The sequence below is a fragment of the Flectobacillus longus genome (genome assembly GCF_030056705.1).
Classification (GTDB): domain Bacteria; phylum Bacteroidota; class Bacteroidia; order Cytophagales; family Spirosomataceae; genus Flectobacillus; species Flectobacillus longus.
The window spans coordinates 61,826-87,764 of sequence record NZ_JASHIC010000033.1 but is presented as its reverse complement, the minus strand read 5'-3'; the positions used below and the strand labels follow the sequence as shown (position 1 = coordinate 87,764).

Sequence of the window (25,939 nt, the reverse complement as noted above, 5' to 3'; positions counted from 1 at the left end):
ATAGGGCCATCCGTTGTTAATTCTGTGAAGTAGTTTTGAAAATTGCAGTAGTTGCAGTTTTCAAAAAATTAGGTAAAATCACTGACTCTGTCAACAAAATTTTGTCTGGATCAGCCAATTGCTCCACCATACTATTATATTTTGCTAAACCATGTGATTTAACCACAGCGTGTCGTTTTTCTTCTTTTTGCAAATAACGTAACATCCCTTCGCCATCGGCTTCAGGGTGAAACTGTGTCCCGAATACCTCTTTAGAAAAACGAATAGCCATAATAGCACGTTCTAAATTTACATGCGGACGTTCTTTTTCTAAACGTAAAATGGTTACACCTAAATCCTTGATGCGTTTTTTGTTGGGACGAACCAATTGATAATCTCTAGAATCGACCACATAGAAAGGCTCTGGCAATCCATCAAAAAATGGTTCTGAACCAGCCTCTATGGTACGATGCACTGGAAAAACCCCAAAAGAGGTACTTCTACGTTTTGACACCATTCCTATACCCAAATGGCGAGATACCAATTGAAAAGAATGGCAAATCAAAAACATATATTTAGGTTTTTGAATACCTGCAATAACTTCCTCGCCACGATTATAGGCAAAAATGGAGTCTATAAAAGTAAAATAAGGTGCTTCCCAAGACTCGCCAGATTCGAGCGGACTCCCTGGCCCACCTGTTGAGATATAAATATCATAACTTAGGTCTGGCAAGGCCATTTCGGCACGAACGTTATAAATATTGTATTGTAAAGGAATATGAGATTCTTCCTCAAAGTTTTTAATTAAATTCAAGATACAACGCATACCTTCATTGGCTACGTTGTCGTACATATCGAGAATGGCTATTCGAAGACTATTATGATTCATCTGAAACAAAGTTGATGGAAATGCTTAGGGATTCTTAGTGGAAGCACATGTATTTTGACATCAGCAATAAATACTTAAAGTGCTTAATTACTTAATATTAGAATGTAAAATTAGCTATTTTCAGTCATTCTTTTGGCTAAAATTTTACATTTACCTAATCTTTATTTCTCAAAAACTTTATTGAAATTGTGTTTCAAATAGTCAGAATATTCAGTCATGAAATATTATTTTGTATTTCTACAATCTTAAAATACGCCAACTTTGGTTTCCTCAACGATATAGTCCACTACCTTTTTTAAGTCTCCTCCTGATTGCTCAAAAACTGCTAGTTGGCGATCGGCACCTGTACCATTATCCAGAATTGTACGAATATATTCCACTTCATGACGACTTCCTAGTTCATCTAACACATCGTCTACAAAATCGAGTAACTCATCACAAAGATTTCGATAAGGGACTTCCTCTTGCTTGCCAAAATCAATCAATTTTCCTTGAATACCATAACGTGCAGCACGCCATTTATTTTCGTTGATCAGTACTTTGCGGTAGCTTCTAAAATTGAGATTTTGTTTCAACAATTTATAAATCTTAACGACCAATGCCTGCATCAAAGCCGCCAAACATATTGTTTCGTCAGCACGCATAGGAATGTCGCAAATACGAAACTCGATGGTATTGAAGTAAGGATGTAAGCGAATATCCCACCAGATTTTTTTGCCATCATCAATACAATTTGTTTTTACTAACAAATTGACATAATCGTCATACTCACTAGCAGAAGCAAAAAACTCAGGAATGCCTGTACGTGGAAACTTGTCAAAAACCTTTGAACGATAAGATTTGAAGCCTGTATTGCGTCCACACCAAAAAGGCGAATTGGTAGATAAGGCATATATATGGGGCAAGAAATAACGAACAGCATTCAGTATTTCTAGACCTTGATTACGGTTTTCTATACCAACATGGACATGTAGACCAAAAATTAAATTTCCCCTTGCCACGTCACGCATTTCGTCGATGAGGGCATCATAACGTGGATTATCCGTAATAAGTTGATCTTGCCAGTCAGCAAAAGGGTGAGTTCCTGCGGCTGCTACTTTCAGATTTTGGGCATCGGCTAACTCAATGATGTGTTTTCGAAGATAAATTACCTCATCACGCGCTTGCTGGATATTGTAACAAATATTAGTACCAACCTCTACAACAGCCTGGTGCATTTCGGCTTTTACTCTTTCTTGTAAACTAATTTTACCCCCTTCCACAATCTTTGACATGTGCGAACGCAAATCTCGTGTTTCGGGGTCTATTGTTTGAAATTCTTCTTCAATTCCTAGGGTAAATAATGACATAGTTAGTTGCGGTTGGGTGGTTTGATTGAGAACTATGTTGTTTCAAAACACAGTTCTCAATAAGGTCTATTTTTCCATCATTTTATCGCGAGCTACCCCTGCCACGGAGCTACGAACAAATGTTCCCCAAGTAAGATTATCTTTTTCTGGCTTATGTTTTTTGGCACGGTCAATAGCAAACTTTGCGGAGGTTTCGACCACCCATTCAAAGTTTTCTTGACCTACCGAGTTCACATCGGCATCAGGCGCAGGGTTACAGAAGTCAATCGCATAAGGAATACCGTCACGCACAGCAAATTCTACGGTATTGAAATCATAGCCGAGGGCATGATTCAGCGCCAACACATAGTCTTTGACGGTAGCTAAAAGTTTCTTGGCTGCTGGCCCTGTTGGTAACTGAGCATCGTAGCGCAAATGATGTGGATTTCTTGGTTCGTAAGGCATAATACGGACGTCCTTACCTCCTATACAGTAACAACGGAAATAGTCAGTAAAGAGAATCTCTTCCTGCAAAAGCATCACCAATTGCCCTGTTTCGTCATAAGCATTAAATAGCTCGTCGGCATCACGTACTTTGTACACGTTTTTCCAACCACCACCAGAGTGTGGTTTCATATAAGCTGGGAAACCGATATAATCGAAAATATCGCCCCAAGGCATAGGAAATTTCAGGTTTCTGAATGAGGTATCTGAAGTATCGTCTGGACGAACTTTGGAAGGCAAAATCACAGTTTTGGGTACAGGCACGCCAATATTTACAGCCAAGGCATTATTAAAAAACTTCTCATCAGCGCTCCACCAAAAAGGATTATTGATTACGGCTGTTCCTGCCATGGCAGTATTTTTCAACATCGCTCTGTAATAGGGTACATCTTGCGAAATACGGTCGATAATTACATCATATCCAGAAGATTCTCCTTGAACTACTTTATCAATCAAGGCTCTTTCAGCGACGATTCCCTTTGGCGCAATCTGATTCACGCGCTCTACAAATGCTTCAGGAAAAGTATTCTCCATTCCATGTAAAATACCGATTTTCTTCATAGTTTTATTCGTATTTTTTTTGTTGAGTGAACTTTGTAAAATCCCTTTTATGCTTATTTCTTATTAAATTCTTGAGAGATATTCTGGAAACATTTCTCTCCAAATGGGCCAATCGTGAGTACCATGCCAGCGTACATCTAACCAATGGTCGACATGTTTGCTACTCAAGATTCCAGATAGTCTTTCGGTTTCTGGTCTACAAAAATCTGCGTTACAAGTTCCTAGCACAATATTCATTTGCCACAAATTTGCATCATGTAGATTAGGCAAATAGTCGGGAGGATTATTAAAATACACTTGGTCGTTGTAAAAACCACTGAGGAAAGAGCGAATATCAAAGGCAGCTCCCATCGTAAAAAGGTGTGAAACCTTGTCGGGATGTCTAAAGGCAAAATTTGCCGCATGATACCCTCCAAAACTACAGCCTGCGACGGCCACTTTGGCTACGCCACATTCTCGCTGAATAGCAGGAATCAGCTCTTCAGCAAGGTATTGATCATAATAAATATGGTTTTGAATGCGCTCGGATGGATGAAGGTGTTTGGCATACCACGAGTATTTATCGATACTATCTGGACAATAGATTTTTACCTTTCCGTCATTGATTAAATCTTTGGCGGCATCAATTAACTTAAAATCTTTGGCTTCATAATAACGTCCCATAGTGGTAGGAAACACAATGACAGGATAGCCCCAGTGCCCGTAGATTAAGATTTCATTGTCTGCCCCCAAATGATGCGAGTAATACTTGACATATCTTTCCTGCATAAGGTTAAATGGTTTTGAAGTGTTTGGACTGTTCGAGGTAAAGGTCAAAAATTGTACTTCAAAGGAAAAATCGTGCTTTTGACACGCTCAAACAGGCATTCCTTGGAGGATTTTCTCTTAAAAATAGGCATTGTTTTTTATTTTCAAAATTTTTCAAAATAATTAACTCATTAATTTATTGTTTCTCCAAAGATTCCTCCAAGGATTCTGTATTTTTCAGGAAAATCTCAAATTTTGTTCCTCAATACGAGGTTATTGACAAAATTTGTACTTTACCAATGTTTAGGGTGAATCATTCTTGAGTTATACAAATTCAGACGAACATTCTCGAAGAAAAGCTTCTATTTTCAATCAACAAACTCTATTTTTATGAAACTGACTTTAACCTTGTTAGGACAATTACTCTTTTTTTCATTAAGCTACTCACAAAAAAATATTAAACCAGTGCAACAAACCACATATAAAAACGATAGTATTTATTCGCAATATCTTCAAAGAACTGTCACCTTATCAATCATTACTCCTACACAACATCAGCAAAAATTATCTTTGCTTTTGGTAAATGATGGGCAAGATTTTCCTGTACTTGGTATGCAAGCTAGCGTAGAGTCCATCTTAGGCAACAATCATATTATTCCTTTTCTGACGGTAGGCATTCATTGTAATCATGAAAGGATTTTAGAATATGGTACAGCAGCCCAAGCAGATTACAAAAACCGTGGTACAAAAGCTGGACTTTACACGCTTTTTGTCATCAACGAACTCATTCCTTATCTAGAACACCATTATTCCTTGAAAAGAGAGCCTGAAGCTAGAGTGTTGGCAGGATTTTCATTGGGAGGTTTATCCGCTTTTGATATTGTTTGGCATCATGCCAATGTGTTCTCAAAAGTTGGTGTTTTTTCAGGAGCCTTGTGGTGGCGACAAAGAGAAGAGGGATACACCGACGAGCATGACCGTATTATTCACAAACTTGTTCGAGCAGGTTTCTATAAATCTGGGCTCAAATTTTGGTTTGAAGCAGGAACAAATGACGAAAAAGACGACCGCAACAATAATGGCATCATCGACGCCATCGATGACACATTGGATTTGATGAAGGAGCTCCATCAAAAGGGATATAATGCAAATGCTGACACACATTATCACCAAGTTGAAGGGGGCGAACATAACCCTCAAACTTGGGGAAAGGTTATGCCAGCATTCTTGAAATGGGTGTTTGAGAAGCCATAGATACTTTTTCTTAATTTTTGTTAACGACAAAGCACTATATCCTATAACTGACTATCTTGCCAAAGAGTCCAGAAATCCCCTATTTTTTCTCAATAAACTCAACCTCAATCCTACTCTTCTCGATCGCCTGATAGAGAAGATACAAACCCCATTTTTCACTATATGAAATTACTACAGTCCGTAATTGCTTTTATTCTATGCTGTTTATTTTCTAATGATACGTTCGCTGAGGGCGGAATTAAAGGAAGTATTAAAAACGTCAAAGGCGAGTCGCTCTCATTTGCGTCTATCATTATCAAAGGACAAAATAAAGGCACAATGGCCAACGAAGATGGCTTGTATGAATTGTCGCTACCAAGTGGAACATATACGGTGGTTTTCCAATATTTAAGTCATAAATCCTTAGAAAAAACGGTTAATGTTCAAAATGATTACGTAACGCTCAATGTAAACTTAGAGGAACAATCTATTAGTCTCAATGAAGTAAAATTTTCCGCTAAAACAGAAGACCCTGCCTATACTATTATGCGCAAAGCCATTTCGATGGCAAGGTTTCATATTTTGGAAGTAAGCAACTACAATGCTCGAACCTACGTAAAAGGAACGGGAAAGGTCAATTCCGTTTCTAAGCTCCTGAAGGCAGTAGCTGGCAATAAAATGGAAAAAGAATTAGGGCTAAAAATTGGACAAACCTATATTCTTGAGTCAATCAACGACATTAATTTCTCACAACCCAATACGGTAAAAGAGAAAATTGTTTCAAGCAGAAGTAATTTTCCCAAACAAATCCAGTCAAGTAGTGGTAACATCATCACTTTTGCCAGAACCAACTTCTATGTTTCCAACGTTGGAGGCGTTGTATCGCCTTTATCTCCATCGGCATTGGCGTATTACAAGTTTAGTTTTGAAGGTATGTTTGAAGACCGAGGAGTACAAGTCAATAAAATAAAAGTTACGCCCAAATCATGGGGTTCTGATGTATTTTCAGGAACCATCAATATTATCGAAGATTCGTGGGCCATTCATAGTCTTGATTTAAAGTTTAACGACGAAAATGGCAATTACACCTTAAAACAACTTTATGCACCATTTAAAGACGTTTGGATGCCTGTTTACATGGATTCTGGGTTCAATTTCGATGCTTTTGGGATTGTAGCCGAAGGACGATATGTTACCAATGTGCGCAATTATAATGTAACTATCAATCCTAAGTATCATCAACAACCCGTGGTAATTGATGAGAAAATCGATAAAGCGGAGGCTAAAGAATTGAAAGGACAAAAAGTTGATAAAAACCTAGCGCTAAAACAACAATCGATGACGCGCAAGCAACTTAAAAAAGTACTGAAGGATTTAGAAAAAGAAGATAAAGCTGAGAAAAAAGCCCAAAATCAAGACATAAATATTGTGCGAGATTATAGTCTGGATGTTGATTCTCTTTCGACCAAACGAAGTAATGATTTCTGGAACACCGAGCGCCAAGTTCCGCTTACAGAATATGAAGTGGTAGGATACAAACAAGCTGATAGTTTGAATAAAGTCAATAAAGGACAAATTAAAAAGGACTCTCTTAAAAACCTGCCAAAATTCAAATTAAGCCATATTTTTGCTGGACATACCTATAACTATGGCTCACGTACTCCTTTGTATGGCTATCAAAAAACTTTGATTTATTCTTCTCCATTAATGCCAAACTCCAATGTTGATGGTTTTTATTACAATACCGTAGAAGGCTTTTATCTGGAATCAGGATTAAAATATATCAAGCGTAATAAGCTCTTGAGTAGAATGGAAATTGGCACAGACTTGCGCTATTCATTTGGAAGAGAAAAATTAACAGGATTGTTGTATGGCACCTACGTGCATAATTACACCCAAATTTCGGTTAAAGGTGGTCAGTTTGTATATCAATACAATCAAAATCAACCCATAACCTCTTTGGTGAATGCCTTCTATACTTTGTTATTCGAACAAAACTATATGAAGTTGTACGAAAAAACTTTTGCTCAGATAGATTTTCGTCATCAATTTTCTCCAAAAATTACAGGAATCATTGGTTTAGAAACCGCTGAGCGCCATATTTTGGAAAACACACCTGATGCAAAGCCTATTTTTGATAACAAAAACAGAGAGTTTTCAAGTAACTTACCTGTAAGTAGCGAGTTAGCCAATGTTTCTTGGAGCAATCACTCTATTCAGTTTGTCAACGCAGGAATAACGCTTCGTCCTTTTGCTAAAACAAGTAAATTTAACGGACGTGAATTTATTTCAAACTACCGCAATCCTAACTTCAGAATCAGAAGTAAATGGGGTTTCAGCAAAGCTGGAGACTTTAACAATACCGAAATAGAATACGAACAGATATTCAATCTCAATCGACTAGGCGACCTTCGTTTGATGGTAACTGCTGGTGATTTCTTAAAAAAACCAAGCTACTTCCTCGACTACAAACACTTCAATGGCAATCAAGTATTGTTTAGAAGAGACGGATTGTTTAATTCATTCAGAAATCTAGATTACTACAACTACAGCACAAACGGCTCGTATATTGAGGCACATGCCCAACAAGATTTTAGATCATTACTCTTAACAAAAATTAATATCTTGAAATTGTACGGTTTGAAAGAATCAGTATTTGCCAACTATTTGTACACGGGCAACAAAAACTTCAACTACCTAGAAGTAGGCTACGGAATATCAGGAGTTGGTAAAATATTTGGCTTAGAAGTCGTAAGCAATTTTATCAATGGCAAATACGACGCAACAGCTTTGAGAGTGAAGTTTAGTAGGTAGGGTTTGAGGTTGAGAATTAATATATTCTTCAATTAAGTAATTTTCAAATCACTTGTATAAAAAACAAAATATGTAAAAAAGTATTTTTATACATTTATATACGGTTAAAAGCTAAGTTTTTCGATTGGATAATCGCAGAACTTAGCTTTTTTCATATCTAAACATTTATTACCATATACATAGATACACATGAGCGCATTAGAAAACTACACATCTCATCAAATAAAAAAAATCAAAGATTATTTAGCATTAAATCAGATAGATACAACATCTACTTTGAGTAACGTAAATAATATCACCCTTATTAATTTCGTACTACTTCATCAAATACTAAATAGAGATAATGTTCAAAATTTTCAAATATCTATTCCTTGCGAAGTCAATATTGCGGGATATTATGAGTCAATTCTTTGGGCTACTATAATCTCAAAATATGCTCAGAATCTTAGTTGTAATAGCGATATAAAAGAATTTGAGATTGACGATAGATTATATTGTCCTAAAAAACATAAAATATATCACTATCGAGGAGTTGAAGGTAATAAAATAAGATTAGCAGATAAAAATTCTATTATATTTCGTAGTATCTCGGACGTTAATAAAATGTTTATTCTTAATGCCAATAATACACTTACTTGTCACACAACAACTTATTTTAGAAAATATTATGAAGATTTTCTCTCTATTTTCCCCAACGTAGAAGTTTTAACAAAATTTACAAAGAAGACTGTAATTGTAGTATCTAAAGAATTTATAGATACTACACCTCAGAAAAAGGCACTTCCAATTAGATATAACTTAGAAAAAGATTCTAACTGTCTTGTAGAACCTTTAATTGAAGTTATTAATGATTTCAGTACGATTGAAGATTTACTGTGGTCTGAAAACCACGGAATAGAGGAAGTTATTTTTTTAGGTAAGAATAAATACAAGGATACCTTCCTAAAAGCCATTGAACATCAAAGTTGTGGGCGTATCAAAAAAGTAATTCTTTTAGGAGAACAATCTATCTCAAATGATTACCAATTTCGTTCGTGGCATTGGACAACAGAAGAATTATTCTATCTGAAAAATAGCAATGAAAAAAGTTTAATATTTCATCCTATTAATAGTCCTAAAATTCTTGAATTTGTAAGTAGGTATAATGCTTTTACTGAAAAACTTATCAATGCTGGGGCTAATTCAGAATACGCCAAAGGAATAATGTACCAATATTTAGTTTACTTTTTGATTCCGCCGTTAATTAATACGGAAAATTCACCTCTAACGATGTTTTTAGAAAAATTGGATAATGGAAGTAGTGATTTTGAAACCTTATTAGATAATACACATATTAATCCGCTACCCTATATATCTGAGCTTAAGGCATTTCTAACCGAATTACATGAATTATCAATTACTCTTAAACCTAAACTAGAAACGATTAAGAATCTATCCCGCAACAAGAGTATTAAAGCAACATACATCGTTGTAAAATCTAGAAAAAGTGCAAAGGAATTAAAAGTGATTACAGAAGGTACTAAAGGGTTAAAAGTCCTAACTCATCAAGAATTGAAAGCTTATTTAAAAAGACCCGAAGAAAATGGACTTTTTAATCAGGAAGGAAATCTAAGACGTAATCATTTTATTTTTACTCACCTTCATTTAGACCATGACCCTAAGAAGAGGAATCCACTTGCTATTTATAAGCTTTATGAAGAAACGTTACAGTACGGATTAGCCACGGTTCTCTACTATGATAGTATTGAAGCCAATAGAATAAATAAAATTACTTTTTTTGCACAACAACAAACGTTAAGGCACCTGATCCATCCTGACAGGAGTTATTTTGTAGACGATTTAATTTACGAAGAACCTACGGCAACCTTGGAGGATGTTGACCTACAGACTGTAAAAGCTACCCAAGAAATCTTAGCTCTTATTGAATCGGGACATGAAACAACCGAAGAGTCTGACTTAGAAAACTATACATCAAAACTACATGATTATTTTGCTAAATATTTCGGAGAATATCGAAAAGTAGGTAAGAATAAATTTGCGAAAATAGATACAGATGAAGATGACTTTGAGGAACTAGAAGAAGCTAGTAACTCTAGCAAAAGTACACTAAAAAATGAAACTAAATTTGAAATTACATTTGATGACAATAGTTCTATCAATCTTTATACAAATCAGATAGTTGCCTGTAAAGCCGTAAATAATGATAGCATTATTGGAAGAAAAGTTGAAGAACTCAAAGTTTCAGATAAGATAATAGATTATAATATAACTTTTGATAACTCATCAGTAATCTTAGAAACAATTCCCGAAGCAAAAGAGCCTATTCGATTAATACAACAGGCAAGTGGGGAATGGCGAAACTGGCTTAAACATAGTCGAGATAATTATAAACTTAGAAATAAGTTAAATGACGATGATGCAGCAAAAGTTCTTCATGAAAAATTACAAGTGAATGTTAGTCTCGATACTGTAAAAAGATGGCTCACTACCAAGGAAAAGTACTATTTTCCAAGAGATAATGAAGATTTAGATAAAATCTTACAATTACGTATTAGACAAACAAAAAAACAAGAAGAAATAGAATTTATTTCAAAAGCTGAAAAGATTAAAGAATCTAGAAATACAGCTTCTAGCTTCAAAGAAGTAATAACTCAACTTAAAATAGAATTGACTAATTTTCTACTAAAAAAAGAAAAAGGTAGCATTTTAAGTAGAATAACCAAAACTCAAATTGATGAACTACTTTATAAGAAACAGTTCAAGAGCATCATTAAAATTGAAAAACGATGAATTTACACCCAAGAGATATTTTCAAAGAGCAAATTCAAAAAATGCTCATAGGCCCAGGTGCTGATATTTTTGGTTTAGATGATAGAGAAGAAATAATAGCAGGCTATCCATTAAAAACTTATTATTCGGGTATCCTATTTCCAGAAAGGACAGGAATTAAAACGGATAGCTCCCCTGATTTATTAGATAATGGAGAAGATAGTTCAGACGATAACAACAATCAGGAACTTGCTGAATTTTCCCAAAAAGAACCTTCAATGGCATCTAAGGATGAAAATGCTACCAAGGATTCAACGGAAGCAAACCACTATTTCCCCTCAAATATGGGGCTAACAGTTTGTTTACCCACATCAACCCCATTTATCAAAGTCACCTTTAGTGCAGGACGATACGAAGATTTAAAAATAGAATCATCTGTCAGAAAAATAAGGATTAAACGATATGACTATGAAGCCTTACAAAATAATCCTCATTTTCCATTTAAAGAAGAGTTATGGTGTGAAGATATTTCAGAAGAAGAGGTTTTTATGTCTGTTCAACTAAACTCTTGTGTTAAAGAATCAGAGATTAGAAGCCGATTAAAACCATTTCTAGAAAATAAAGAAATTGATAAAAGTGAAAATGCTCTTGAAAAATTTCAATTACTTACCTCTTCAAAACCCTTTAAACGGATAGTATTACAAGAAACGATTGAAATTCCGATAAAAAATACAGCAGATGGGATTCCACTTTTTCATGAGCATAAAGAATTTGTTTCAGCTAAATACTTTATCAAAGTTATACCATATAAAGGTAAAAACTATGTTAAAATTTTATTAGCCAATACACATAAACACCCTTTCAGCAAATTTTCATTTGTCAACGAAACATTAAACCGAAAATGTCTTTTTCAGTGTAGTATTAGCATAGAAAGCAGTGAATTGGAGCCATACAAAAGTTATTTGGCTGAAAATCCTTTTGATGATGAAGCGAATTTAATTGAGTATCAATACCGAAATTTGAAATCGTATGGGATTGGGCACAGCACTTCTGTATTGTGGGATAGAGAAGCCATAAAACCAGAATGGATAACTACCACTTTTTTACCAGAGGCCGATATTCCATCAGTTAGTAATAGTTTTAGAACAGATGAAGAATATTTAAAAGAAATTGCCAATGTAAAAAATCTATCTATTTGGTCATCGCTATCACAAAAAGAGACTTGTGAGAAGCTAACTGCGTTTGTCTGGGCTTACCAAAACTGGATAATAAGGCAACAACAAGCAGCAAAAAAGGAATCATTAGCATATCAAAATTTATCGGATGATTTAATTCAAAAGCAAATAGCCAATAAGGATAGACTATTAAGAAATATAGATATATTAAAATCTAATAATCAGGCATTTCAATGCTTCCAATTGGCTAATACTGCCATGTTTATTCAGATGATTATTTCCAGAGATGAACGCTTTGGAAGTGTTGAAAAAGAAGCAATTGATATTACCGATGGAAAAGATATTTACAGTAATATTATTTTTTTTCAAGAACATTCGGGAAAAGATGATGAAGGGAAAGATATAACTTATCGACCATTTCAGTTAGCCTTTCTCCTTCTAAATTTAGAAGGAATTATTGACCCTAATTGCAAGGATAGAAATGAAATAGTTGATTTGATTTGGTTTCCTACTGGTGGAGGTAAGACAGAAGCATATTTAGCCGTAACAGCTTTTACTATTTTGTGGAGAAGGTTGACAAACTCTGATAATTATGAGGGTGTTTCGGTAATTATGCGTTATACGTTAAGACTGTTAACAGCTCAACAGTTTGAACGAGCCAGCAGATTAATTGTAGCGCTGGATTTTTTACGTACTAAAAAAACAGAATTACAGTTAGGAAACACGCCCATTTCAATTGGAATGTGGGTAGGAATGGCAACAAGCCCAAATACAATTAAAGAAGCAAGTGAAAAAATAGGCAATAATGTAAATCCTGAAAATGACTCTATACAATATGCTATTAATCAATTAAATAAACCAAACTTGAATTATTCACTTGTAACAGCAAAACAAAAAAATATCTTTCAAATTTCTGCTTGTCCATGGTGCGGTTGTGAACTAATAACCAAACGAAAAAATGCTTTAGGTACAATTGATTTTGCTCATGCTTTCGATACAGACGACAAAAAGAAAAAATTTAAAATTACCTGTAAGAATACTTCTTGCAATTTTCATTCTCAGAATGGATTACCCATAGATGTAATTGACGAATCATTGTATAATCAGCCTCCAACTTTACTTTTTGCAACGGTTGATAAATTTGCGATGATAGCTCATCAAGAAAATGCTCATCGTTTTTTCAATTCCTTATCTGAGGGGCTCCCACCTGATGTAATTATTCAAGATGAACTTCATTTACTTAATGGACCATTAGGCTCAATTGTAGGTCTTTTTGAGACTTTGGTTGAACGCCTTTGTAGTAAAAAAGGTCGTAAACCCAAAATTATTGCATCAACAGCAACAACCAGAAATACTAAAGAGCAAATAGAAAACTTGTATGGAGGACGAGAAGTAAATATTTTCCCTCCGCAAGGTATCTCTTATGATGACAATTATTTCTCACAAGTAACAAACAAAAGCCTTCGTAAATATATTGGTTTTATGCCTACAGGTAAAACAATGATTGATACACAAGTGCAAGCAATGTTACCTACTTTACTGTATGCCCGAATCTTATTGCATCAAGTTGGAGATGAGAAAAACCAAGACTTATTATCTGATTATTGGACAATCGTTTCCTACTATAATAGTTTGAAGCAAGTTGGTAAAATATATAATAAAGTTGGTGATGAAATTCTTGCTGAATTACGACGCTTACATAAACGGTTTTTACCAAAGTCTCTTGATTTTAATTATCATGGAATAGTCAATAGAACCACCGAATTAACAAGTAGGGTGGAAAGTACTAAAATTAAAAACGTACTAAAAGACTTAGAAAAAAAGTGGGGTTTAGACGAGGAAAAAAAATATGTAAAAGACACTGTTGATTTAGTATTAGCCTCTAATATGTTTTCAGTGGGCATTGATATTAGACGTTTGAATGTAATGGTCATGAATGGGCAACCTAAAAATGTTGCAGAATATATACAAGCCTCAAGTCGGGTAGCTCGAAGTCGAGAAGGGTTGGTGGTAAATCTGTTAGACGCAAATTTAGCAAGGGAGAAATCTTATTTTGAAAATTATGTATCATTTCATCAAGCGTATTACAAGTTTGTCGAACCTCTAACAGTAACTCCTTTTACAAGCATCACATTCCACAAAATTCTGAATGGTATTTTAGTAGGTTATATGAGACATATTAAAGAGCTAAATAAAAATGAAGATGCTCATAAATTTGATGGAAATATTGAAGATCTTATTGAATTGATTGAACAACGAATTCCTGAAAGTAATGAAAACTTAAAGATTATGGCTCGTCAGATATTAAAAGAGTTGGCTGATGATTGGTATCAAAAAGTTAAAGACAAATCTGGGGTTAATCAAAAACTATTCTACAAAGAATTAATTCAAGATACCGCATCAGATAACCAATGGACCTTAATGAAATCTATGAGAGAAGTGGATAGTAATAGTGTAATTAAAATTGATACAACAATAACAATCGAAGAGCAGGACAATGGGGAAGAAGACCAACAATAAGATTACTTCCAATGCTAAATTTGAGGAAGTTCAAACTCGAAAGCTGATTTCTGCTTATGGTGGAGTTGGCTCAATTGTTGAAACACGCAGTGGTTCAATAATCATTAGACCTTTTAATAAATGGTTTTTTTTTAACGATAAAAACAAGCATAAACATATTGAGATAGAAGACCCAAGATTAATAAAGCGATTAAAAGAATGGTTTCCCAATATTGAAAAATTGGTCAAACTACCTATTAATCAGATGGAAAAAAATTATCCATCTTCACAATATGATGTTGTAAATGCAGAATATTTCCCTAAATGGATGTATTCTCCTGCAACTCGTCGTTTTGCACCTTTAGATGAATGGACACGTCGTTGGGAAAACTTGGTAAATACGGAAAAAGATAAAGAAAATATTCTACCACCGAAATGTATTGATACATATTTGGAGTATATAAATAATGAAAAAGACAAAAAGAAAAAATCACTAAGACGATTTGTTGAGTTAGAGCAAGTACGCTTTATTATGATTTCTTCATCGGGAAAAATTTTTGATATTCCTTGGGATAGATGGGTATTTTCTAATAAAGATACTGTTCATCAAAATTTTGACGATGAGGATTTATACATTGATGAAAATGAAAAAGGTAATTTTTTAGACTGGAATGTTAAAATTCCACCTAATATTCATTTTGAATATACAACATCCGATAAGTTTAGTGATTTAAGAGGTATTAGTATTGTAGCACGAGAAAATGGCACCAACAACGTTGTAAAAAGGAGAACGTTGGCAGGTTTATTTAATTTAAGAGTAACTGAATATGAGCTACGTAAGGCAGGATTAATTAAAAATCATGACAAAGATAGTGTTGTGAAAATAGTCATTAGAAGTAGCAATAGTGTTTACTATCCTAATATTATCAATAGTTTGTATCTACCTGTAAAAACACAAGATTTGCTATTTTCAAATCAAGAAATTGAACTTATCAAGGAACGATTAGCAAGAGGGCGAAGTTTTGAGGCTATTTCAGATGCACTAGATGATAATTACAGCACTCAAAGAACACCTTTGGAGATTCAAAAACTAATAAACAACAACTATCAACAGGAGGCTATAACATCCTCTTCTCTACTGGAAGAAGTTTATCGTTTGGGGGAGTATTTATTTATTACTCAAAAAAACAAACGTTATGCAGATAGCAACCAGCTAGTATTTGCACCTGTTGAGACCTCGATACAAGGCATTCGTAAAATATATGCTATGGAACGTTTAAAGTTAACTTCTGTTCAACCATCATATACTCGACAAGAACCAATTGATAATGATTCTTTTTTAGTCGAAGATATTAATGAAGACTCTGACAAAGTTCCGATTAAGAAAATGTACACACATGGTTGGAAAAAAGAATCAGTAAAGTATTTCCCTGCTATTGAAAGCTATGGAGAAGGAGTTTTTATAGATTTTGATAGTACTACAATTGATAATTGGGTAGCTAAATTTGGAGATAAAATAAATAGACGTATAAGCATTATACAACATAATTTTGACAACCATAAACGAGCAAATCAAGAACGCATTATTACACCTAAATTTGTAATGATTCACACTTTTTGTCATTTGATAATCAAAGAATTGGAGTTTCTATGTGGTTATCCTGCTAGTTCTTTACAAGAAAGACTATATATTGGAAAAGAAATGCAAGGAATACTTATCTATACTATTGCAGGCTCGGAGGGTAGTTATGGAGGTTTGGTCTCATTGGCAGAATCTCATAAAATGGATAATGTTATTCGGTCAGCTCTAGAAAGAGCCAAAGACTGTTCATCTGACCCTATTTGTTATCATACTGGACATGAAGGGCAAGGAGCAGGAGGTACAAATTTAGCTGCTTGTTTTTCATGTGCTTTATTACCTGAAACCTCTTGCGAAGAATTTAATTCATTCTTAGATAGAAGATTACTTATCGATGATGATTTTGGTTTTTGGATTCAATAATCTTTTTCAATTTATGCAACAAAAGGCACAAAGCGAGAAATCTCACTTTGTGCCTTTGTGCCTTTGTGCCTTAATCACTTTGCCACTCAACCACTAAATCAACCTATTTCCCTACCGAAATCAAGTTGGCAAATAGTCGGTATGCACCCGAAACACCCGCAGGAAGTTGACGGAAGAAAGCATATCCTGTAAAGATGTAATTACCTTTTCCATATTTGGCATATAATAAACCTCCATCTGCTGGTTTTTCGTTGGGGTCATTTGAGGAAATAATGGTTTCATATTTACCATCCCATTCGTTCGAGAAATACAAGCCTCTTTCCTGAATCCAGCCATCAAAATCTTTTGCCGTAATTTCGTTTGGAACATTCAAAATCGGGTGTTCTGGTTTTAAGAATCTTATCTCTGCCTCCTCTACTGTTACACGGTCACGCGAAAGTTTGAAATCATAAGGACCTAAACCGCCATCAACTTTTTGTAGGTTATTATTCACCTGATATTGCACAACCATATTACCTCCATTTTGAACATATTCCATCAATTTCTTTTGATAGAATTTCAGGCGTGGCTCCGTATTATAAGCACGTACACCAACCACAATAGCATCGTATTTGCTCAAATCTTCATCCAATTCTTTCTCTCCGAGCATCGTTACCTTATACCCAATCTGACGCAATGCCGAAGCTACCTCGTCACCTGCGCCCATGATATAGCCAATATTATTACCCTTTTTCTTGATATCTAATTTTACAATTTTGGCCTCTGCCACAGGAAATAATGTTTGAGGAGGAATATGGTCATAGGCAACTGTCAATAAACCTTTGTCTGATGTTCCACTTGGCGTTGTTACCACTGCACGGAAGGTTGCTTCGCTTGCTCCTGCATGAGTAATATCCGCTGGAGATACCTTGAATACCACCTTTTGTTCTTGGTATTTATTCGAAAACTGAAAAATAGTTGTCGTCGGGTCAACCTTCCATCCTTTGGGTACTTCTAGCGCTACACTACCACGAGCATCTGCTTTGTTAGCCTTCAGTGTTACCTCCACTTCCTTCGGTTGATTATCGGCAAATACATATACTTTATCAGCAATGTTGGCAGTTACTTCAGGACGAATTTCGTAGGTACGATACAACTCTCCTCTAACTTCGTCGGTGTATTTGTAGATAACAGGAGTTTTGAAAGTAAAATCTTTGCCCTCAATCGTAAAAGTCAACTCAGCTTGTAAATCGGCAGGTTTTTCGGGTAAACCGATAATAGATGCATCATCAACACGGTACATGCCTTTGCCCATTTTCTTTTCGGCTAACCAATACGGCTGTGTCAAAGGTTGGTTGGCAGGAATAGTTACAGGAAAAGTAATGCGATTCAACTCATTATTGCCAAGGGATTGAGTCAAAGTCGTATCTTTTTCAAAACCCGTCAAGTGCACTTTTTTCAGAGAAACATTTGCATCAGAACGTTTGATATAGCTTAATGCAACATTGACTTTTTCGCCACGAACTGCCGAAAACTCATTTGGATTGGCTTCAAAATAAAGTCCAGAACAAGCTACAATTAGGCTTTCTATTTCTTTTCTCTTCTGAGTTTTCCAATACTCATCCTGAATACCTTCTACCTTTTGGTAAGCCTTTACCAAAATAGGCACAATAGTTTCAGGTTTTTCTGGATTAAATTTTGAAACGGCTTCATTGATTAAATCCTGAATACCTTCACTCCCTTTTACACGACTCCAAGTGATATCTACACCATCAAAAGCATCTTTTGTTGCCTTTTCACCCGCTTTGTGAACTAAATATTCAGGGCGAGCACCACGACCACGAGGAACACCAAAACCTTGTGATTTATGCTGAGAACGGCTTTCAGCAGCAATTTCGTTATAAGATTTACCCAAAAGAGGATTATAAACACCTATATCCACTTGGATAAAATCTTTCTCCGCAGGCTTTTGCGTTTGTGCTACTGTTCCAAAATTGAAGGTATTCCAAACGATGCGCTTTGCTTGCCAAGGTTTTACAAATTTTAATTGTTCCGTAAACTTCGTCGGGTCGGCTGCTGCGGCAAATGCCTCTTCTGCCAATGCCGCTGAAGCAGAGTGATTACCATGTCCTGCACGTGCATCAGGCGGAAAACGACAAATAATCACATCAGGACGTAAATTGCGAATACGCCAAACTACATCACCTAATACGGCGTCTTTTCCCCAAATTTGAAGCGTTTCTTCCGTAGTTTTTGAAAAACCAAAATCATTGGCTCTTGTAAAATATTGTTCAGGACCATCTATTGAACGTGCCGCTAAAAGCTCTTGGGTACGAATCAAGCCCATAAGTTCGGCTTGCTCTGGACCAATCAGGTTTTGACCGCCATCGCCACGTGTAATCGACAAATAAGAGGTACGAACTTTTCGCTCTTTTGCCAACCAAGACAACATAATGGTATTTTCGTCGTCGGGGTGAGCAGCAATGTACATTGCCGAACCTAATACATTTAATTTTTTTAGATTGAGAATCATTTCGCCAGTGGGCATAGGCTTGATAGCTTGGGCTGTTGCGCCAAAGCTCAAAGCCGATGCCGCCAACACTTGGCAAATCAAACGGTTTAACGGGTGGTTTCTTCGCATGAGAATAAAATCAATTTTTATTAAATCCTTTAAAGGCAGTATTCGTCTTTATTATATCTACAAAACTAAACTTTTCCATTGGGTGTTTAGTGCAATTCAGACCAATTGTTAGGTAAACTCGACCAATTGGAGGTAGCAACAGATTTATGTAGTCTATCTACAGAGTCGAGAATTGATAATTATCAGTGTAGCCTTGTCATTTTTCTTCTGTTTTTCTGGTCAAAAAACATACAATTTGTCCATCGATAAGGATCAAAGTGCTCCAAAAACAATCATATAAAATAAATACAATAAAATCTTGGAATAATTTTTTTATACCAAAGCAAAAATTATATTTGCATAGTAGGGCATTTTGCCCAAACACAAAGGTAAGTGTTCTTATAAATCTCATTTACTCAACATTTTAACCAACCAAACTATTTAACTCTTATGAATGACATTATTTATTTAGTTCCTGCTCTGGGTCTCGTTGGCTTGTTGTACACATTTTGGCGTTTTAATTGGGTTTCGAATCAACCGACTGGTGACGAAAACATGCAAAAACTCTCAGGATATATTGCCGACGGAGCTATTGCATTTCTTAAAGCCGAATGGAAAATCCTTGCCTATTTTGCAATCCCTACTGCCGTTCTACTTTTTTGGTTGGGTTCTGACGAAGGAACGCCAGACCGTCCTATTCATTCTTCACCAGTAATTGCCTTAGCCTTTTTGATTGGGGCTGTATTTTCAGCAACTGCGGGTTATATCGGAATGAAAGTAGCAACCAAAGCCAATGTAAGAACAGCTCAAGCTGCTCGTACTTCGTTAGCAAAAGCTTTAGAGGTGTCATTCACTGGTGGTTCGGTTATGGGTATGGGTGTTGCAGGCTTAGCGATTCTTGGTCTGGGTGGTTTATTTATCGTATTTTATCAAATGTTCGCAGCAGGTCATGAGCTTACTTCTGTAGAAATGAAAAAAGCTATTGAAGTACTAGCAGGCTTTTCACTTGGTGCCGAATCTATCGCACTATTTGCTCGTGTAGGTGGTGGTATTTATACAAAAGCAGCCGATGTTGGTGCTGACTTAGTAGGTAAAGTAGAGGCAGGTATTCCTGAAGATGATGTGCGCAACCCCGCTACGATTGCCGATAACGTGGGTGACAACGTAGGTGACGTAGCTGGTATGGGTGCTGACTTATTCGGCTCGTATGTAGCAACTATTTTAGCAACGATGGTATTAGGTCAAGAAATCCAAGTGACTGATAATGTAGGTGGTTTTTCTCCTGTCATTTTGCCAATGCTCATTGCTGGGGTTGGGCTTTTAGCATCGTTAGTTTCTACTTTCTTTGTAAGGATTTCTAGCGAAACCGCTTCAGTTCAAAATGCTTTGAACTTGGGTAACTGGCTTTCTATTGCTATTACTTTTGTATCTTCTTATTTCTTAGTACATCATTTATTACCCGAAACCCTCAATCTACGTGGATTTGAGTTTACATCAAATGGTGTATTCCTTGCTATTATTGTTGGCTTGGTAGTTGGTGCCTTGATGTCTGCTATTACCGAATATTACACTGCGATGGGCAAACGTCCTGTATTATCAATCATTGAAAAATCAGGTACTGGACACGCTACTAATATCATCGGTGGCTTGGCTGTAGGTATGGAATCTACGGTATTGCCGATTCTCGTATTAGCAGCAGGTATTATCTTTTCTTACAAATTTGCTGGCTTATATGGCGTATCTATTGCAGCCGCTGGTATGATGGCAACTACAGCGATGCAATTGGCTATTGATGCTTTTGGACCTATTGCAGATAATGCTGGTGGTATTGCCGAAATGTCTCAATTACCGTCAGAGGTGCGTGAGCGTACCGACAATCTGGATGCTGTTGGTAACACAACTGCGGCTACAGGAAAAGGCTTTGCCATTGCTTCTGCAGCATTAACTTCGCTAGCTCTATTTGCTGCATTTGTCGGTATTGCTGGTATCAAAGCAATTGATATTTATAAAGCAGATGTTTTGGCTGGCTTATTTGTTGGCGGTATGATTCCATTTATATTTAGTGCTTTGTGTATATCGGCTGTAGGTAAAGCTGCGATGGAAATGGTAAACGAAGTACGTCGTCAGTTCCGTGAAATCCCAGGTATTATGGAATACAAAGCTGAACCAGAATACGAAAAATGTGTGGCTATTTCTACACAAGCTTCTATTAGACAAATGATATTGCCTGGTGCGATTGCCTTGATTTCGCCAGTACTAGTTGGGTTCACTTTTGGTCCAGAAGTATTAGGTGGTATGTTGGCAGGCGTGACAGTATCAGGTGTTTTGATGGGAATGTTCCAGTCGAATGCAGGTGGTGCCTGGGACAATGCCAAAAAATCATTTGAAAAAGGTGTTCAAATCGACGGTGTAACGTATTACAAAAAATCCGAACCACACAAAGCTTCAGTAACTGGTGATACCGTTGGTGACCCATTCAAAGATACCTCTGGTCCATCTATGAACATTTTGATTAAATTGATGTCGATTGTTTCTTTGGTAATTGCACCTTATATCGCAGTAAAATCTGATGCTTCAGTTGGGCAAAAAGAATTACAAAAAATCGAAAAAACTGCGGCTAAAGTTGTGAAGATTTCAACTTCAAACAAGAGTTAAAACTTTATAATTTATTCAATAAAAAAGGACTTGAGAGATATTCTCAAGTCCTTTTTTATTGAATAACAACCTATATCTTCCTCCCTTTCCTAATTCATTCTTTTGGAATACTCTTCCAAGGCAGATTTTTCGCTGGCGCTCAAACTTTCTATTCCTTTCAAAGCTATTTTATCCAAAATTTCATCTATTTCATGCTGCTTTTTAGCCTTATTGGCATTGTATCTTTCATCAATGGTATCATGTTGTTGATTGTTTTTAAAATAAAAATTGTCAATCAATAACATATACGGACGAGTCACAATGATATAGATAAATACCAAAGAAGGAATTAGCAATAGTAAAATAACCCAAAGGTTTTCCTGTAGGATTTCAGGAATAAACAGAATTGCGAACAATATTCCAATGATAGCTCCACCTAAATGAGCATCGTGTCCAATGTTATCTTTATTAGATTTGATTCCGTAAATGGACACTCCTAAATATAATAAGCCAAAAATCCACGCAGGTAATGAAATAGGAATAAACATAATTCTTAGACCCATATCTGGAAATACTGCAATAGAAGCAAACATAATCCCAAATACCCCACCAGAAGCGCCTACAGATGTATATCCATCGTCCTTTCTGTGAATTAATACCGAAATAAGGTTTCCTCCAACGATACTTCCCAAATAGAGAATTAAGAACTTCGCTTCTCCAAAAATATTAATAGTAAGTCCTGAAAATACATACAAACTGTACATATTGAAAAAGAAATGTATCCAGTCAACGTGCAAAAATCCTGAAGTCAACAGACGCTTATAGTCCTTTTGTAAGAGTACAGGAAAAACGTGAAATTTATATTTATCAAAAAATAAAAAATCACGAAAACCTTGATAGGTGAATATTAAGGTAATTCCGATAATGAGTAATGCAATCATGGTCAAGTGGTATAAAATGAATTAAGACTACTAAAATACATTTTTTCATATAACAAACTAAATCCTTCTTTAGGTCTTTACTAAAAACACAAAAGCCCCAAATATGATTTTGGGGCTTTGAAATACAAAAATTTAACAATTTTTAAGAAATCTTATCTCGATTAATCTGTCCTACTAGCCATTGATGCGGAAATGTCGTACACATTACCAACAAATACATCATTGGAATTGGGTTCATACTTTTTGCAAACGCAGCCCAGAAATAAGCGTATCCCAGCGTCATCACTACTGCAATTAACGTAATTGGCATTGCGTGTAGCCATAACTGAAAAGCTGAATTGGTACTACGACCTTCAGGTAAAAAATAGCGATGAGCATCTGAAAAAGCATTTACTGCATGCCAACCTCCAAAATATAAACCCATTGCGGGCAATAAAGGAAGATACTCACACAATATCAAGATAATCACCAGCGATACTACTTTTTTAACTGTAAATGTAGCAGAACTTTTATATTGTGCTAAAAACAATAATAAAAGTGTCATAAGACAAACAGCACCAATAATCAACTCTTTTGATGCAATTAGTAGTAACCAAATTTGCATCATTAGCATATCTTGACGAGTAATACTCGCCCATAAAATACTAGCTTGGCTGCCATGACCTAAAAAAAGCCACAGTACAATCATTATTCCATAGCTGTAGCGAGTCCAAGTCCAAAGAAGATGGTTGGCTTGTGGAGATTTCAAATCTGACTCTCCAATATGCCATGCCGTAATTAACAAAAAAAAGAAAACACTTGCTGTTGGCCAATACCACCATAGCGCCCCTAACAATACTATTGCAAGAAGGTAGCGAAGATAAAAAGTCCATTTTTTATACACCTTCCCTGCTCTTTTAAACAATTCTTGTTCCAACCAAATATCTAAGGTTCGGTGAGGTATTCCTATAAAAAATACAAACCCAAAAGCAAAAAAGATTTGTACCCAAATAGACAAACTTCCCTGTAGCTCTTGCCATAATAGCAACAATGCGCCCAAAATAATCGTCAAACTAGTCGGATTGTAGGCAATACTCTTCAAATACTTTACCACGTGCGATTGAATTTTTACTTGAATGGCAAAGGTAATCAATTGTTGTTGCTTATTTATAATGTGCTATTCTGTTGGAAAAATTTCCAAGATTTATTTCTCAGAATCTTGCTTTTGTCAAAGAGATTTTCTTCCTTTGAGCCATATTTAACCAAATGGTTAAACCTTTTGATAAAATGGAAGTAGAGATAACAACAGAGGAAAAGATTTTAATTGCAGCAAGAAAGGTTTTTATCGAAAAAGGCTGGGATGGTGCCCGTATGCAGGAGATTGCAGACAACGCTGGCATCAATAAAGCGCTTTTACATTATTACTTTCGCAACAAAGAACAATTGTTTAAAAGAGTATTTGCAGGAATAGTAGGAAAACTGATTCCCAATCTCAATACAATTATTCAATCTGAGCAACCCATTTTTGAAAAAATTCAGTCATTTATCGATGCTTATATTGATTTTTTGTTGGCAAATCAAGAGTTACCTCTCTTTGTCGCCAATGAACTATCTCGAAATGCTAATCTTATTGTAGGTGCTTTTGAAGAAAATGGACTCAAGCCAATGGTTGGTCAGATGGTCATGGAAATTTTCCAAGCTATTGAAAACAAACAAATTAGACCCATCAATCCTGCACATCTTTTGATGAGTATTGTTTCGATGTGTGTTTTTCCCTTCATGGGAAGGTCAATATTCCAGAAAGTCTTGATGCAAGTACCTGAAGAAATGTATCAAGAACTGTTAAAACAGCGTAAAAAAGAAATATATGAAATGGTATATCATTCTATCGTTTTGTAAAATTTCCTCATTAAAGTCAAAGTAACAAATCAGTAGTCCGCCCAATGTATTATCTACTTATTTGTTGCTTTTTTAAAGATAGATTTTTAACCAAATAGTTAAACATTTTAGTTAAAACCATGAGAAAAACCATTTATATTCTACTTATTAGCTTGATTGTCAACCATGCACAAGCTCAGGAGGTTCTTCCTTTGAGCCAGTGTTATACCTTGGCAAAACAAAACTATCCCATTGCTAAACAAAAGGGCTATATCAACGAGAATTTGGAACATCAAATTGCTCAACTCAAAAGTAATTTCAAACCACAAGTTGACATTATTGGACAGGCAACCTATCAGTCGGATGTAACTTCGGTACCAATCAAAATTCCTAATATAGACATCCCACAGATATCTAAAGACCAGTATAAATTATATGCAGAGGTAAAGCAAAATCTGTACGATGGAGGAATAACCAATTCTCAAATTTTAGTACAAAAGGCTACTGCTCAGACCGAACAGCAAAAACTTGCAGTTGAGCTCGACAAACTAAAAGAGCGTGTCAATCAGAGTTATTTTAGTGTTTTGTTGAGTCAAAATCAGCTCAAATTGATTGACATTATTAAAAATGAATTACAGTCAAAAATTAATAGAATCAAAGCTGGTATCCAAAATGGCGTTAGTACTCAAGCCAATTTGAATCAACTAGAAGTTGAAATTTTGAAACTTGATCAACGTATCAGTGAAGTAAAATCTCAGGAATTGTTGGGGAAGAAAATCCTTGGAATGCTTATTAACCAAGATTTATCTTCAGTCCAATTGGTTTCACCTTTGCTAACCAATAGCCAAGAAAACAAAATTCAACGTTCAGAGCTTACGCTTTTTCAAGAACAACAAAATCTTTTGAGTACGCAGGAACAACTTATTACTGCCAAAAATATGCCTAAAGTAGGGCTATTCTTACAAACAGGTTATGGGCGTCCTGCTTTGAATATGCTAGAAAATGACTTTAAAGGATATTATATCGGTGGACTACGTTTCAACTGGTCGTTAGGTGGATTATACACGAAAAAGCATGAAAAAAGCCAGTTGCTAATTTCTTCAAAAAACGTAGATGCGCAACAAGAAGCTTTTCTACTCAATACCAATATTGCTTTGCAACAATTAGATGCTGAAATCAAAAAGCTGGAAAATATGATTGAGCTAGACCAAAAAATCATTGTTTTACGAGAAAAAATCACTAAAACCTCTAGCGCCCAACTCGACAATGGTATTATCACTGCAAGTGACTACGTAACTGACCTTTCGGCAGAATTACAAGCCAAAGAAAATCAGTTGATTCATACCCTACAACAAGCACTCAGCAAGGCCAATTATCAAAGCACATTAGGACTTTAATCTTCTTTTCT

At 35.6% G+C, this 25,939-nt stretch carries 15 protein-coding genes; 8 read left to right on the top strand and 7 right to left on the bottom strand.

The genetic code is table 11. From position 1 onward, the window contains the following. Nucleotides 1-16 precede the first annotated feature (16 nt). From QM491_RS21900 to QM491_RS21885, 4 genes are all read right to left on the bottom strand, one after another. A complete protein-coding gene (locus QM491_RS21900) occupies nucleotides 17-868 on the bottom strand; it encodes a type 1 glutamine amidotransferase (RefSeq protein ID WP_283329668.1) in 852 nt (283 codons plus the stop codon). A 245-nt stretch (nucleotides 869-1,113) separates the two neighbouring features. Next, nucleotides 1,114-2,217 carry a carboxylate-amine ligase gene (locus QM491_RS21895; RefSeq protein ID WP_283329667.1) on the bottom strand — a complete coding sequence of 368 codons (1,104 nt, stop codon included), beginning with the start codon at nucleotides 2,215-2,217 and terminating at the stop codon, nucleotides 1,114-1,116. Nucleotides 2,218-2,283: 66 nt separating this feature from the next. Next, nucleotides 2,284-3,261, bottom strand: coding sequence for an ATP-grasp domain-containing protein (locus tag QM491_RS21890; RefSeq protein WP_283329666.1), 978 nt, complete (start codon nucleotides 3,259-3,261; stop codon nucleotides 2,284-2,286). A 63-nt stretch (nucleotides 3,262-3,324) separates the two neighbouring features. Then, on the bottom strand, nucleotides 3,325-4,029 hold the full coding sequence (locus QM491_RS21885; protein ID WP_283329665.1) for an esterase family protein: 705 nt from the start codon (nucleotides 4,027-4,029) through the stop codon (nucleotides 3,325-3,327). A 369-nt stretch (nucleotides 4,030-4,398) separates the two neighbouring features. Between QM491_RS21885 and QM491_RS21880 the strand changes: the two genes are divergently transcribed. The 5 genes from QM491_RS21880 (at nucleotide 4,399) to drmB (ending at nucleotide 16,500) form a co-directional block, all read left to right on the top strand. Next, nucleotides 4,399-5,262 (top strand): alpha/beta hydrolase, encoded by an 864-nt coding sequence (locus tag QM491_RS21880; protein WP_283329664.1) that lies wholly within the window; start codon nucleotides 4,399-4,401, stop codon nucleotides 5,260-5,262. Between the two features lie 162 nt (nucleotides 5,263-5,424). Continuing rightward, nucleotides 5,425-8,055, top strand: coding sequence for a DUF5686 and carboxypeptidase regulatory-like domain-containing protein (locus QM491_RS21875; RefSeq protein WP_283329663.1), 2,631 nt, complete (start codon nucleotides 5,425-5,427; stop codon nucleotides 8,053-8,055). A gap of 189 nt (nucleotides 8,056-8,244) precedes the next feature. After that, nucleotides 8,245-10,845 carry a hypothetical protein gene (locus tag QM491_RS21870; RefSeq protein ID WP_283329662.1) on the top strand — a complete coding sequence of 867 codons (2,601 nt, stop codon included), beginning with the start codon at nucleotides 8,245-8,247 and terminating at the stop codon, nucleotides 10,843-10,845. Further along, nucleotides 10,842-14,519 carry a helicase-related protein gene (locus QM491_RS21865; RefSeq protein WP_283329661.1) on the top strand — a complete coding sequence of 1,226 codons (3,678 nt, stop codon included), beginning with the start codon at nucleotides 10,842-10,844 and terminating at the stop codon, nucleotides 14,517-14,519. Before QM491_RS21870 ends, QM491_RS21865 begins: the two co-directional genes overlap by 4 nt. Further along, on the top strand, nucleotides 14,497-16,500 hold the full coding sequence (drmB, locus tag QM491_RS21860; protein ID WP_283329660.1) for an MrfA Zn-binding domain-containing protein: 2,004 nt from the start codon (nucleotides 14,497-14,499) through the stop codon (nucleotides 16,498-16,500). Before QM491_RS21865 ends, drmB begins: the two co-directional genes overlap by 23 nt. A 103-nt stretch (nucleotides 16,501-16,603) precedes the next feature. Here the strand turns inward: drmB and QM491_RS21855 are convergent, their stop codons facing one another. Beyond that, nucleotides 16,604-19,120 carry a PIG-L family deacetylase gene (locus QM491_RS21855; RefSeq protein ID WP_283329659.1) on the bottom strand — a complete coding sequence of 839 codons (2,517 nt, stop codon included), beginning with the start codon at nucleotides 19,118-19,120 and terminating at the stop codon, nucleotides 16,604-16,606. A 429-nt stretch (nucleotides 19,121-19,549) separates the two neighbouring features. On the opposite strand from QM491_RS21855, the gene QM491_RS21850 reads away from it, so the two are divergent. Beyond that, nucleotides 19,550-21,754 (top strand): sodium-translocating pyrophosphatase, encoded by a 2,205-nt coding sequence (locus tag QM491_RS21850; protein WP_283329658.1) that lies wholly within the window; start codon nucleotides 19,550-19,552, stop codon nucleotides 21,752-21,754. A gap of 89 nt (nucleotides 21,755-21,843) precedes the next feature. Here QM491_RS21850 and QM491_RS21845 read toward each other — a convergent pair whose 3' ends face one another. Both QM491_RS21845 and QM491_RS21840 read right to left on the bottom strand, forming a co-directional pair. After that, the gene (locus tag QM491_RS21845) at nucleotides 21,844-22,674 is read right to left on the bottom strand and encodes a rhomboid family protein (RefSeq protein ID WP_283329657.1); all 831 of its coding nucleotides are present in this window, start codon (nucleotides 22,672-22,674) and stop codon (nucleotides 21,844-21,846) included. A gap of 142 nt (nucleotides 22,675-22,816) precedes the next feature. Beyond that, nucleotides 22,817-23,806, bottom strand: a complete 990-nt coding sequence (locus tag QM491_RS21840) for a Brp/Blh family beta-carotene 15,15'-dioxygenase (protein WP_283329656.1) — start codon at nucleotides 23,804-23,806, stop codon at nucleotides 22,817-22,819. A 134-nt stretch (nucleotides 23,807-23,940) separates the two neighbouring features. Here QM491_RS21840 and QM491_RS21835 point away from each other — a divergent pair, with 134 nt between their 5' ends. Further along, nucleotides 23,941-24,552: a TetR/AcrR family transcriptional regulator gene (locus QM491_RS21835; RefSeq protein ID WP_283329655.1), complete on the top strand. Its 612-nt coding sequence runs from the start codon at nucleotides 23,941-23,943 to the stop codon at nucleotides 24,550-24,552. Nucleotides 24,553-24,671: 119 nt separating this feature from the next. After that, on the top strand, nucleotides 24,672-25,928 hold the full coding sequence (locus QM491_RS21830) for a TolC family protein (RefSeq protein WP_283329654.1): 1,257 nt from the start codon (nucleotides 24,672-24,674) through the stop codon (nucleotides 25,926-25,928). Nucleotides 25,929-25,939 lie beyond the last annotated feature (11 nt).

Bases quoted from the DNA above. Each gene is read 5' to 3' on its own strand.
- QM491_RS21900 (WP_283329668.1), bottom strand. From the start codon at position 868: ATGAATCATAATAGTCTTCGAATAGCCATTCTCGATATGTACGACAAC.
- QM491_RS21895 (WP_283329667.1), bottom strand. From the start codon at position 2,217: ATGTCATTATTTACCCTAGGAATTGAAGAAGAATTTCAAACAATAGAC.
- QM491_RS21890 (WP_283329666.1), bottom strand. From the start codon at position 3,261: ATGAAGAAAATCGGTATTTTACATGGAATGGAGAATACTTTTCCTGAA.
- QM491_RS21885 (WP_283329665.1), bottom strand. From the start codon at position 4,029: ATGCAGGAAAGATATGTCAAGTATTACTCGCATCATTTGGGGGCAGAC.
- QM491_RS21880 (WP_283329664.1), top strand. From the start codon at position 4,399: ATGAAACTGACTTTAACCTTGTTAGGACAATTACTCTTTTTTTCATTA.
- QM491_RS21875 (WP_283329663.1), top strand. From the start codon at position 5,425: ATGAAATTACTACAGTCCGTAATTGCTTTTATTCTATGCTGTTTATTT.
- QM491_RS21870 (WP_283329662.1), top strand. From the start codon at position 8,245: ATGAGCGCATTAGAAAACTACACATCTCATCAAATAAAAAAAATCAAA.
- QM491_RS21865 (WP_283329661.1), top strand. From the start codon at position 10,842: ATGAATTTACACCCAAGAGATATTTTCAAAGAGCAAATTCAAAAAATG.
- drmB (WP_283329660.1), top strand. From the start codon at position 14,497: ATGGGGAAGAAGACCAACAATAAGATTACTTCCAATGCTAAATTTGAG.
- QM491_RS21855 (WP_283329659.1), bottom strand. From the start codon at position 19,120: ATGCGAAGAAACCACCCGTTAAACCGTTTGATTTGCCAAGTGTTGGCG.
- QM491_RS21850 (WP_283329658.1), top strand. From the start codon at position 19,550: ATGAATGACATTATTTATTTAGTTCCTGCTCTGGGTCTCGTTGGCTTG.
- QM491_RS21845 (WP_283329657.1), bottom strand. From the start codon at position 22,674: ATGATTGCATTACTCATTATCGGAATTACCTTAATATTCACCTATCAA.
- QM491_RS21835 (WP_283329655.1), top strand. From the start codon at position 23,941: ATGGAAGTAGAGATAACAACAGAGGAAAAGATTTTAATTGCAGCAAGA.
- QM491_RS21830 (WP_283329654.1), top strand. From the start codon at position 24,672: ATGAGAAAAACCATTTATATTCTACTTATTAGCTTGATTGTCAACCAT.